The sequence below is a fragment of the Maribacter aestuarii genome, from assembly GCF_027474845.2.
GTDB classification, from domain to species: Bacteria; Bacteroidota; Bacteroidia; order Flavobacteriales; family Flavobacteriaceae; genus Maribacter; species Maribacter aestuarii.
The window spans coordinates 2344659-2357183 of record NZ_CP107031.2 but is presented as its reverse complement, the minus strand read 5'-3'; the positions used below and the strand labels follow the sequence as shown (position 1 = coordinate 2357183).

Genomic DNA, 12525 nt, shown 5'->3' with positions numbered 1-12525 from the left:
AGCCAAGACCCAGGTCATTCATTTTTATGTTTCTTTTGCATTAATCGCTTTCCGTAAAACGGATTGAAAAAACAGTATCAGTGTTTTCTAATGCATATCAAGAATCAAGTCCAAAAGCATAATACTGTTTTCCGGGCGTATCTTCATAAATCCCTTCGAACATTACACCTCCTTTTTTCTTTTCAAGAGCGGAAACCAGCTCCTTTATATCGGTCACTTTTTTTCCATCTACATGGGTAATGATATAACCGGCGCGTATCTGGGTTTTTTGCCGTAATAATCCGGGATACAGATTTACTACGCGCACCCCACCGTCTAAATTCAATTTTTTGGCTGTTTCCTTGTCCAACGTTTCAAAATCGGCCCCTAAATAATTTAGCATTTCTACATTCTCTTTTTTAGAGATGTCCGTAGTTCCTTTCACATTTTCAAGGGTTACTTGAAATTCTTTTTCCTTACCTTTTCTGTTAACAACAACGGAAACTTTGTCGCCCGGTCTATGTTGTGCTATGATTTCCTGTAACCTTGGCGAGGTCGTTACTTTTATACCATCCACTTTGACAATTATATCTCCTGCCGCTATACCCGCCTTTTCAGCGGCACTTTCTTCACCCACAGTTTCGACCCAAACACCCTCCATGAAATCAATTTTCTTTTCCTTGGCCAAATTACCGTTCATGGTGGTTATTGTAACACCGAGCATTCCGCGTTGCACACTACCATATTTTAAAAGGTCGCTTACCACCTTGGTAACAATATTACTGGGAATAGCAAAACCATAGCCCGTATAGCTACCTGTTCGGGTGGCAATGGCCGAGTTGATTCCCACAATTTTACCATCAAGGTCCACCAAAGCTCCGCCGCTATTACCGGGGTTGATGGCCGCATCGGTCTGGATAAAACTCTCGATAGCCAATCGCTCTGGATTGATGTTGATATTACGTGCTTTTGCGCTGACGATACCTGCAGTGACCGTAGAATAAAGGCTATAAGGATTACCTACGGCCAATACCCATTCCCCGATTTCCACGTCATCGGAATCGACGAACGACAAGGCCTTTAGGTTTTCGCCCTTTACTTTTAGCAAAGCAAGGTCCGTTGCAGGGTCCGCACCTATCACTATTGCCTTATAGGTTTCGTTATTATGCAGGGTGACCTCCAGTTCCGATGCATTATTAATTACATGGTTGTTGGTTACGATATGGCCTTTCTCGTCGATAATTACGCCTGAACCCGAACCGTACATAGGTTGCTGCGGCATATTTTCTGGCATTTGAAAACGGTCGCCAAAAAATTCCCTGAATAAATCTGGCAGTTGTTGTGGTTGCACGGCCTGATTTCTACCGGGATCGGACTGCGTTGACCGAATATGTACCACGGCATCCAAGACCTTTTTGGCGGTACCCGTAAAATCAACCGCGCCAACTTTAAAATCTCTACTGTTCTTTTCTGCCGATTCATCAGAACTTCTGTTCTCCGTATAAAACTGAATCTGCTCGTTTTCATTGTCTACTTCAAGATCGCTTACTTCCTTACAGGAAAGCATCGAAACCAACACCAAGGTCGGCAGAAGAACGCCCAAACTCATTTTGATTTTTTTCATGGCTTTCGTTTTTATTACAGTATCATTTTAACCACTTCTTCTTGTAGTGTTACGATTACTTCTTGGGGTATTCCTATTACTTCTCCCCCTATTTGCATTATTTTTTTCATGGTACTCGCGTATATCATCGTTGCGATATCCTTTAACCCGTTCGTACCTTGAACGCCTTAAATTCAAATTACGGTAGCGTGGGGGTAGAATCTTGCGACGTACCCAAACCCCTCCATCCAAATAAACATAGGTGCGTGCAGAGAGGTCATAATAAAAACGGTAATCGGGAAAATACACGTAACGCACTACTTCCAGTCGATTAGGGTAGAACCACGGTGGGGGCGGTTCATAGACCCCCGCAGTCATGACCATTGGTCCACAGCTTGCCAATAGCAATAAGATGAGTGCAATGAGAAATAGGATTGCTGACTTATATAAATCTTTGAGAGTAATATTCATCACGTAGTAAATTTTGTTAAACAAAATAAAACGACCTCCACCGTCCTTGAAATGACCTGTGTCATTTTGTGGCTTTTTGGCATCATATAGATTTGAAAAAACATGGCAGAACTACTTGATTAATGAAAACCAAATGCTAGAATTTTCCATAAAAAAGAATGCCCTTGAACTACATTGATTTCACGGAAACCCTATATGGACCCAAGTATTAAAGTAACCGACGAAATCTTTCTTTAAGAATATAAAATGAAAAACCTTTTAATAATAAAATACCTGCCGTTCTATACTATGTCCATATTACCCATGCCCGTATTATATCTACTTTCAGACCTGAGCTTTATATTGATATATTATATTGTGGGTTATCGTAAAAAAGTGGTGTTCGGAAACCTTAAAAGTTCGTTTCCCGAGAAAAACTACCGTGAAATTCAAAAAATAGCCCGTGATTTCTATCGCCATTTTTGTGACCTGATTTTCGAATCGATAAAAAGTTTGACCATTAGTAGGAAGGAGGTGAAGAAACGTCTTCGCATTGAAAATCCTGAGCTGGTACAACACTATTTGAAAAGCCGAAAGGACATATTATTATACGCCGCACATCAGGGAAATTGGGAGTGGTTGATATTTCTGCCCCTGTTTTTTCCATATTACTCCACCACTTTTTACAGACCTCTTAAGAATAATTATTTCAACGGACTTTTACGATTGATAAGGCAACGTTTCGGAGTAAACTTAATAGAGGAAAAGAATGGTTACAGGACGATTTCCAAATTAAAAAAAGCGCAAATTCCCCTGATGAACTGTATGATCGGTGATCAAAGTCCGACAAGAAAGAGTGCAAAATATTGGCATCCTTTTTTAAACCGCACTACCGCTTTTCTGAAAGGTCCCGATATCATTGCCAGGAAGACGGACCAAATTGTACTTTTCCCAAATTTTAAAAAAATTAAAAGAGGATATTATCAGCTGACGTTCGATTTGATTGCCGATAATCCGCAATCAAATTATAGCTCTGGTATTGTAAAAAAGTACGCGAGAAAATTGGAGATCACCATCAAAAACTCACCAGAACTTTGGCTATGGAGTCATAGACGATGGAAATTGAGTCCCTGATAGGGTCCAGTTGCCAAACACTAAAAAGTAAGGGACATGAATAATACTCCTACTCCCTTATTCTTTAGCATTTAAATTCAATATACTGCACCGATCATCGCCTCAATACCTACCCCATTACATCGGTCAACGAAGGGTAATCGCTGAAATTTCATCCAGCAAAATCAATTAGGGAAAACATAACCGCAAAATGGTTCCGTTAGGCATGATTTATATCATTTGGAAATCGAAGCACTTAAAATAGTTTTGGTTAAACAAGTCTTATCATTAAAACACCACAATGATGATGCGAGATTATTCAAAAAATTACAACGAGCTTAAAAGGTCAATGAATAAATTGGGGACAAGAATCCCAAATACTTTAAGCGGTTTTACCAAGTTGCATAAAGCAAGTACAACCTCAGGCGTACTTTCAAAAAAAACTAAAGAATTGATTGCATTGGGCATAGCCATTACGGTTCGTTGTGACGGCTGCATCGCCTACCATGTACACGATTCCTTAAAGGCCGGATCAAGTTCAGAAGAGATTTTAGAGACCATTGGAGTGGCCGTGATGATGGGTGGTGGCCCCTCGGTTGTATATGGCTGTGAGGCTATGGAAGCATTAGATCAATTTGCCATATTGGAAAAAAATGAAACAACCCTCGGATAAAAAAGAAGCAACTGGACTTACCTGAAAAGAAAAGACCCAAACCGCCTTTTGGCGGCTATGGTTTTAGTTGGTTCTATCTATTTCTTTTAGGAATTATATTGTGGTTTTCCGTAATATCCAACCCAGCCGTAGGAACAGGGGAAATCAGCTGGACATTTTTACAGGATTCCTTGATAGCTGATCGTAAAGTTGAAAAAATCCTTGTAGTCAATAAGGAACTGGCCGAAATATACCTCAAAAAAAACGGTAAGGTAAGTTCGGAAAAAGTAGAAGAACCTAAAAATTTGTTCCAATTATCGGGTACTCCAGATTACGTTATGACCATTGGTTCAGTGGAAACCTTTGAGAACAAACTACAAAGAGCGCAAGAGAATTTTTCCTCTGAAGATCTCATCGACGTCCGTTATGCAAAACGCACCAGTTGGTTGAGCATACTATCATGGCTCCTGCCTTTTGGAATAATAATCTTCTTTTGGATATATATGCTGCGGAGAATGGGCCGAGGTGGCACTGGAGCTAATCCACTGTTTAATTTCGGGAAGTCCACACCAAAAATATCGGAAAAAGGTACTAAAAGTTCCGCAACCTTTAAAGATGTAGCCGGGCTTAAAGAGGCAAAAACAGAGGTCATGGAAGTGGTAGATTTCCTTAAGAACCCTGAAACCTATACCAAATTAGGAGCAAAAATTCCGAAGGGCGTTATGCTGGTAGGGCCACCGGGAACTGGTAAGACCCTCATGGCCAAGGCGGTAGCGGGTGAAGCGGGCGTACCTTTTTTCTCCATGTCCGGATCTGAGTTTGTAGAAATGTTTGTCGGTGTAGGTGCTTCTCGGGTACGCGACCTCTTTAAGAAAGCTAAGGAAAAAGCACCGAGCATCATCTTTATCGATGAAATCGATGCCGTGGGCCGTTCGCGCGGGAAGGTCAACGCTTTCCAGGCTAATGACGAACGTGAAAGTACGCTGAACCAATTACTGACCGAACTTGATGGTTTTGGCCCCAATACGGGAGTTATCGTATTGGCCGCTACCAACCGCCCAGATGTATTGGACAAGGCACTTTTGCGCCCCGGCAGGTTCGACCGCCATATTTACCTGGAACTTCCAACCAAAGAAGAGCGTAAGGAGATTTTTGGCGTACACCTTCGTCCCCTAAAACTTTCGAAAAACGTAGATGTGAATTTACTGGCCAAATTAAGTCCAGGATTTTCCGGAGCCGATATCGCAAATATCTGCAACGAAGCTGCGCTTATAGCCGCACGCAAGAAAAAGAAAGAAGTGGAACAGATAGATTTTATGGAAGCGCGAGATCGAATTATTGGTGGAATGGAACGAAAAAGCAAAATCATATCTCCAAAGGAAAAAGAAATCGTCGCCCATCACGAAGCTGGCCATGCTGTAGCAAGTTGGTACTTGAAAAATGTTGATGCCCTGGTGAAGGTATCCATCATTCCCCGCGGAAAATCGTTAGGCGCAGCTTGGTACTTGCCAGAAGAACGACAAATCGTGACTAAAACCCAATTTTTAGATCAGATTTGCGCCTCGTTGGGTGGTCGTGCCGCCGAGGATATCATCTTTGACGAAATATCCTCTGGAGCATTGGATGACCTCGAAAAGGTAACAAAACAGGCCTATACCATGGTAGCCTACTACGGATTGGACAAAGAAATTGGGCCCATTAGCTATTATGATTCCACAGGTCAGAACGAGCGTATGTTCGGCAAGCCCTATAGTGAAAAAATGGCGGAAATGATTGATAAGGAAGTACAAGAACTGGTAACCACGGCCTATGAACGCACAAAGAATTTATTGACCGAACACAAAGAGCAATTGGTGAAACTGGCCCAACTTTTATTGGCAAAAGAGGTCGTTGAGATAGAAGATTTGGAACAAATACTGGGCAAAAGGGAAATCGAAGAATTGGTAGAAAATAAGGAGTAAAAAAGTAAACAGTTAAACAAGAATATATTATGGAAAAGACAAAAGAAGTACTCTACAACGAAGACCTACATTTTGAGCACAAACAATGGCAATCTGAACTTGCTTTTTGGGAAGACGAACTAAAATCGTTTAATAATCGATTGGCTGAGCTAGTACATCGATGGACAAAAAAAGAGGTATTGGCTAAATTAGAGCATTATCAAAATGAATTTATACTTCATGATGGAATAATAGACAAATTACAAGAGGAAATTGAAATTCATGAGACACGAATCGCTGGCCAAACTAAAACAGGTCACAATGCCCTCGATACCGCGATGACCAAAAAACATCTGGAGTTCCGAAATAAAATGGAAACCCAACGGCAGATTTATGCCGATCTTAAAAAAGAGTTCTTTCACTTTTTATCCAAATACATGTAAGGAACATAGTATACTTTAGGTTAAAAGATCTGCGCTTTTTATCTAGGACCGGTAAATTCTGGATTGCAATGGATGTTTTTATAATACTGACATAGGTCATTGCAGTCGTTTTAAACCAACTTTATTTTTAGGATATTCTTTTGAAGGACACCCGTTATGAAAAAAAGAATCCTTTTGACGATAATGTCGAGCATTCTAATATGTAGCCTATTAGAAAGTTGTAGGGATTCTGCAACCAAGAATGCAAATGTTGATGCTACTGACGAAAATATACAACAGGCAGCTGATAACTTGGCCAAAATAGCGAGACAGTCCCAAGAAGATATCGAGATTGAGATGAAGGCAGAGTGGGAAAAATTCAGGTCTGAATCCGAAGTTGCGATAGATAATACCGGAACCGAAATCCAAGTGCTACGAGACAAAATCGCAATTGTTGGTAAAAAAGAAAGTGAAGGACTCAATAAAGAGCTAGACACCCTTGAGCAAAGGAACAAAAGGCTAAAAGAAAGGTTGGCGGAACGTAGCCGTAGATTCAAGGAGAACCTGGTAGAATTTAATGAGGCCGCCAAAGAAAAACAGGGGAAGTTCCAAAGAGAGTTTCAACACGATATGAAAGAATTAGGTTCTGCCCTAAAGAATTTTTTTAAGGATAATGTAGATTAAGGACTAGAATTATGACAACGCTATTATACTCGGGAAGAATGAAGCTAAAACAATGGTGGGTTTCCCTGTTGTTAGGGTTTCTATATATCGGATTGGGCGTCTGGATGTTGCGAACCCCGTTACCACATTTTGAATTACTCAGTATGATATTTGGCGGTTTTATATTACTACTAGGGCTATTTTGGACGACGTTGTCCATTTCTTCCAATAGAATTTTATCAAATTGGGGTTGGTTGTTTGCTGTGGGGCTGATAGAACTACTAATCGGTATTCCACTCTTGTTGTATCCTACAGATATGCCTAGTTCAATACCCATCCTTACAGGTTTCCTAGTACTTTTCGGCGGCATTCTTGCTATCAGTAGCTCATTACACTATAAACATTTAGGAGGAAGGAGTTGGGCTTGGACATTGATTCTTGGTTTTATAACGATTCCCTATGCCGTTCTTTTGTTGGCCGGAACCAATTTTGCAGGTATCAAGCTAAACTTTATGATTTTATTTTGCTTGTTTGCTTCGGGAGTTTATAAGTTGATTTTTGGTCTCACGTTAAGAAAGTTGACAATTAAAGGAAAGAAGACTGAAAATACCACTGATTCTCATTCGGATCACTTGGGCAAGGCCTTAGCCTAACCAATCATAGGCAAAAAAACTTAACCATCTTCTTAAGACTCTTCATACCTTTATGTAAACGTATCCCGACAGGACTTTTTACCGCAAAAATTTTTGAATACGACATTGGGAATTGCTTGGCTCACTTAATTAAACAATAACTAAAACACTGAACAGATCAGTAAAAAGGGTGCTGATATATATCATTTATTTACCTCCGAGTCTTTGCTACATTTATTTAACTTTGGTACAAACCATATTAAGAATACCAAAGAAGTACCATGGCAAAACAAGATAAAACGCCCAAAAAGTCCTCAACCCATAAAAAGCCCTTAAAAAAGGATATTGAATCTAAGAAGGAAGCATCAAAATTCTTGATTGTAGGTATGGGTGCTTCAGCTGGTGGATTAGAAGCTTTTAAGGAATTCTTTGAAGCAATGCCCGATGCTCCGGGAATGGCTTTTGTTCTGGTTCAACACCTAGACCCCACACATAAAAGTTTGATGGTCTCCCTTTTAAAAAGCCATACAAAAATGACCGTGACAGAGGTTAGGGATAATACGACGGTTGTTCCCAACCATGTTTATATTATTCCGCCGAATAAGGATATGGCCATTCTAAACGGTAAGCTCCATTTAATGGACCCAACAGCGGCCCGGGGTTTTCGCAAACCTATCGATTTTTTCTTTCGCTCCCTTGCTGAAGATCAAACAGACAGGGCGGTCGGCATCATTCTCTCGGGTACGGGTACGGAAGGCACATTGAGCTTAAAGGATATTAAAGGTAAGGGTGGACTCTCCATTGTTCAAGATCCGACTACTGCAAAATACGATGGTATGCCCAGGAGTGCCATAGCGGCAGGAGCGGAAGATTTTATACTTGCTGTTAAGGAAATGCCCAACATGCTCCTTAAATACGCCAAGAACCGCAAGTTCACACCAGAGGAAAAACTTATTCCAGTATCAACCCCAAATGAGCTGTTGGATAAAATATTTATTGTTTTACGGAATGAAACGGGCTGTAATTTTAGCGATTACAAGAGCAGTACGGTAATCCGCAGGATAGAAAAACGCATGGCGCTCAACCAAATCGACAAACTTGAAAACTATATTAAGCATCTTCAAAAACAACGTGAGGAAGTTGTAAAGCTCTTTAAAGAACTGCTCATTGGTGTTACCAGTTTTTTTAGGGACAAGGAGGCTTTTGCTGCATTACAGCAAACCGCCATATCCGAAATTATTGAAAACAAACAAGACGGTGAGATGATACGTGTTTGGGTCGCTGGCTGTTCCACAGGGGAAGAGGCCTACTCAATCGCCATTCTTTTTGATGAGGCCATACGTAAACAGACCAAGTCTCTGAAGGTGCAGATCTTTGCGTCTGACCTTGATGAGGATGCCATCAATTTGGCCAGACAGGGCGTGTATCCGGAAACCATTTCCTCCGATGTAAGTATAAAACGCCTTTCCCGCTATTTTCAGGGTGAAACCAATACCTATCGGATAAAAAAGGAAATTCGAGATCAAATCATTTTTGCCGAGCACAATCTCATTAAAGATCCCCTTTTTTCAAAACTCGACATGGTCACATGTCGCAACCTGCTGATATATTTGAATGCGGAGGCCCAACGAAAGGTGTTTGCGATTTTCCATTATGCATTGAATCCAAAAGGCATTCTTTTTCTCGGTAACTCGGAATCCTTAGGCGAATATGCTAGTTTGTTCGATGTTCTGGACAGAAAGCATAAGATTTTTAGGTTTAAGGACGTAAAACAGGCTAGAATGCCGGATATAGGACACTTATTTCAGGAGCCCATTCACCTTAAAATGGCAAACACCGCTCCTCAAAAACGGGAATGGCAGAGCAGTCTTTCTGGGATAACGGAAAAAATGCTGTTGGCCAATTATGCCCCGGCCTGCGCCATTGTAAACACTAAGGGAGATGCAGTCTATTTTTCCGGTAATACGGGCAAGTACTTACAACCCTCTCCGGGTGAAGCTAAGTTGAATATTATCGATATGGCCCGCGAGGGACTTAAGACCGACCTTCGTAGTCTGCTCACCAAAGGTCGAAATAGTAAAAAGACCGAAACGAGAAAGAATATAAAGGTCAAGACCAACGGCAACACACAATTGATCGATCTTTACTTACGACCCTTAGTCGATGTGGGGCTTGACGATGAATATTGGATGGTCACGTTTGAGGATGTTGCCATTGTTCCAGAAAGTGTTGATGAAGGTAGGGATAAAAAATCTGCAACTGATACCACAGAACTTCATGCCCTGGAACAAGAACTTGCCGCCACTAAGGAATACCTCCGGTCTACCATAGAACAGTTGGAAATATCGAACGAAGAACTGAAATCCTCAAACGAAGAACTACAGTCCAGTAACGAGGAACTACAGAGTACTAACGAGGAAATGGAAACCTCCAAAGAAGAGCTACAGAGCGTTAACGAAGAGATTGTTACTGTGAACACGGAGCTGCAGGGAAAAATTGATGAGCTTGCCCAGGCCTATGACGACATGAACAACCTGTTGGCCAGTACGGAAATCGGCACCATATTTCTAGATTCAAATCTGAAGATAAAACGTTTTACGCCCTCCATGTCAAAGATCATTAACCTTATCCAGACCGATGTGGGGCGGCCCATTGGGCACCTATCTTCCAATCTCATTTACGATGGTATACAGCAAGATGTAAAAACAGTTTTGAACAAGCTGACGCCCATACAAAAAACTATTAGAAGTAATGATGGTATCTGGTACAAGATGCAGATCATGCCCTATCGCACTGCAGAAAATGTAATTGAAGGGGTGGTCATCACTTTTGTTGACATTACGGAGGAAAAGCTGTTGGCAGAGGAATTGCGCGATTACAAAATCAAATATGAACATCTGCTAGAAATGACCAAGACCGTAATCTATACGCAGGACAAGAATCTAACCTATACCAGCATGCCCAATATACATCCTGATTTTCAGTTCAAGGACATGATTGGAAAGACCGATGCCGATTTTTTCGACAAAGAGGATGCCAAGAAATTGGGCGTAATAAAGAAAAAAGTGCTGAAGACAGGGAAAGCGGAACGAGCAACCGTTTCCCTAAAGCTAGCCGGTGAGACCCGTTTTTATGACCTTTTGGTACGGCCAGTGGTAGAAGTTGATAAGATTACCGGTATAGCATGTACCTCGGTAGATATTACCGAATTAACCCTTGTGGAAAAACAGTTGAAAAAGATTAAAAAGGAAAAAAATGGGCAGCGAGAATGACATAAATAAGAAATTGCGCTCCATGGCGGAAGCCCAGGTGAAAAAAATGCCAGATACAAAACTGGACCTGACCATGGATAAGGCAAGAACCCTTATGCACGAGCTTGAAGTACATCAGGTAGAACTGGAGATGCAAAATCAAGAACTGCGTGAAGCCCAGCATCTATTGGAAGATGCACGGGATCAATATACCGATCTTTTTGATTTTGCCCCCATTGGCTATCTTATACTGGATGATAAGGGAGTGATTGAAAACATTAACCTTACCGCCTGTACGATGATGGGTATAGATCGTTCACTTATAAAGGGCAAGCCATTTTCAGCATACATGTCCAGCGGGGAATCAGGTACCTTGTTCCTAAAACTAAGGGAAGCCTTTGAACACGGAACGCTCAAACCATTTGAGCTTCAAATTAAACGCAATGGCACCGATGTGTTTACCGCATTGATACATGGTACTGTAACAGAAAATGGAACGGGCAAACCCATTTGCCGGCTATCTATGCAGGATGTTACTGAGATACGCGAGGCCGAGGCCCTACAACAACAGCATGAAGACCTGCAAGAGGAAAAAGAGCGTATTGCACGGTATTTAAATCTGGCCCCGGTTATTTTTTTATTGTTGGACAATGAATATAGGGTACAGCTCATCAACCAAAAAGGTTGCGATTTATTGGGGTATGAAAAGCACGCACTGCAAGGTGAGAAATGGTTTGAATACGTTATGCCCACTAAAAATAAAACTGAAAATGACGATATACCCCATTTTTTCAAATACAAAAAAATGCTATCGTTACCCTATTTTGAAAGCGAGGTACGATCCAAGGCCGGCGAGCGGCGACTTATCGGATGGACGAATACCGTTCTAAAAGACAAGTTTGGCAAAACCATTGGTACCTTAAGTGCTGGCGAGGATATTACGGAGCGAAAAAGATTGGAGGCAATCAAAGAAAAATATACAGCAAATCTAGAGGAAACCGTTAAAGAGCGTACGAAGGAACTTAGCGAAGCCCTAGAAGCGGAAAAGAAAATCAACGAGTTAAAAAGTGCTTTCATCAACATTGCCTCTCATGAACTGCGCACTCCTATTACCATTATATTGTCTTCCATCATTCTAATTGAAAAGTATAGTGAAAAAGCAGAATACCATAAGCAACCGAGATTGATCGAACGTGTAAAGAAGGCCTCAAAACAATTTACTGCCATTTTAGATGATTTCCTTTCTTTGGAAAAGCTGGAAAGAGGCGACCTGCGTATCAAAAAGGAAAATCTAAATATAAAAGAATTTTTAAGACCCCTATTGGACGATATGGAGGGGATTTTGAAACCCCAACAGCAGATTATCCATACCCACACCGGACGTGCGGAGATATTCCAAGACCGGAAAATATTGCACCATATCGTATCCAATCTGCTATCAAACGCCATAAAATATTCAGATTCAGCTGTTGAGCTGCATACAGCAGTAGCCAACGGGAATCTAATAATAAAAATTAAGGATAGCGGTATCGGCATTCCAAAGGAGGACCAGAAATTCCTATTTCAGCGGTTTTTCAGGGCAAAGAATGTAGAACACCTTCAAGGCACCGGCCTTGGACTAAGTATCGTAGAACGTTATTTGGATCTCTTGGAAGGAACTATCGATTTTTCTAGTACCGTAGGCCAAGGAAGCACTTTTACCCTTACGATACCCTCGGTATAACATTCAATTCTTCTCGTTTTTAGTACGTAAAAAATCAGCTTTAGTACATTTTAAATTCCGCCTACGATCTGTTACTTAAAATTACCCGATGAATTGT

10 protein-coding genes are annotated in these 12525 nt (G+C 41.1%); 8 read left to right on the top strand and 2 right to left on the bottom strand.

Annotation, left to right across the window (positions count from 1 at the left end; genetic code table 11):
- Nucleotides 1–97: 97 nt before the first annotated feature.
- Together N8A89_RS10625 and N8A89_RS10620 are read right to left on the bottom strand one after the other, a co-directional pair.
- Nucleotides 98–1603 (bottom strand): Do family serine endopeptidase, encoded by a 1506-nt coding sequence (locus tag N8A89_RS10625; RefSeq protein ID WP_281542243.1) that lies wholly within the window; start codon nucleotides 1601–1603, stop codon nucleotides 98–100.
- A 27-nt stretch (nucleotides 1604–1630) separates the two neighbouring features.
- Nucleotides 1631–2053: a hypothetical protein gene (locus N8A89_RS10620; RefSeq protein ID WP_281543378.1), complete on the bottom strand. Its 423-nt coding sequence runs from the start codon at nucleotides 2051–2053 to the stop codon at nucleotides 1631–1633.
- Between the two features lie 246 nt (nucleotides 2054–2299).
- Between N8A89_RS10620 and N8A89_RS10615 the strand changes: the two genes are divergently transcribed.
- From N8A89_RS10615 to N8A89_RS10580, 8 genes are all read left to right on the top strand, one after another.
- Nucleotides 2300–3166 (top strand): lysophospholipid acyltransferase family protein, encoded by an 867-nt coding sequence (locus tag N8A89_RS10615; protein WP_281542242.1) that lies wholly within the window; start codon nucleotides 2300–2302, stop codon nucleotides 3164–3166.
- A 280-nt stretch (nucleotides 3167–3446) separates the two neighbouring features.
- Nucleotides 3447–3818: a carboxymuconolactone decarboxylase family protein gene (locus N8A89_RS10610; protein WP_281542241.1), complete on the top strand. Its 372-nt coding sequence runs from the start codon at nucleotides 3447–3449 to the stop codon at nucleotides 3816–3818.
- Between the two features lie 98 nt (nucleotides 3819–3916).
- Complete coding sequence (ftsH, locus tag N8A89_RS10605) at nucleotides 3917–5758, top strand: ATP-dependent zinc metalloprotease FtsH (protein ID WP_289644292.1); 1842 nt, start codon at nucleotides 3917–3919, stop codon at nucleotides 5756–5758.
- Between the two features lie 29 nt (nucleotides 5759–5787).
- Nucleotides 5788–6180 carry a hypothetical protein gene (locus N8A89_RS10600; protein WP_281542239.1) on the top strand — a complete coding sequence of 131 codons (393 nt, stop codon included), beginning with the start codon at nucleotides 5788–5790 and terminating at the stop codon, nucleotides 6178–6180.
- 156 nt (nucleotides 6181–6336) lie between these two features.
- Complete coding sequence (locus tag N8A89_RS10595) at nucleotides 6337–6843, top strand: hypothetical protein (RefSeq protein WP_281542238.1); 507 nt, start codon at nucleotides 6337–6339, stop codon at nucleotides 6841–6843.
- A 38-nt stretch (nucleotides 6844–6881) separates the two neighbouring features.
- The gene (locus N8A89_RS10590) at nucleotides 6882–7475 is read left to right on the top strand and encodes an HdeD family acid-resistance protein (protein ID WP_281542237.1); all 594 of its coding nucleotides are present in this window, start codon (nucleotides 6882–6884) and stop codon (nucleotides 7473–7475) included.
- Nucleotides 7476–7735: 260 nt separating this feature from the next.
- Nucleotides 7736–10726 carry a CheR family methyltransferase gene (locus N8A89_RS10585; protein WP_289644291.1) on the top strand — a complete coding sequence of 997 codons (2991 nt, stop codon included), beginning with the start codon at nucleotides 7736–7738 and terminating at the stop codon, nucleotides 10724–10726.
- Nucleotides 10710–12428, top strand: a complete 1719-nt coding sequence (locus tag N8A89_RS10580; protein WP_281542235.1) for a sensor histidine kinase — start codon at nucleotides 10710–10712, stop codon at nucleotides 12426–12428. Before N8A89_RS10585 ends, N8A89_RS10580 begins: the two co-directional genes overlap by 17 nt.
- The last annotated feature ends 97 nt before the right edge of the window (nucleotides 12429–12525 follow it).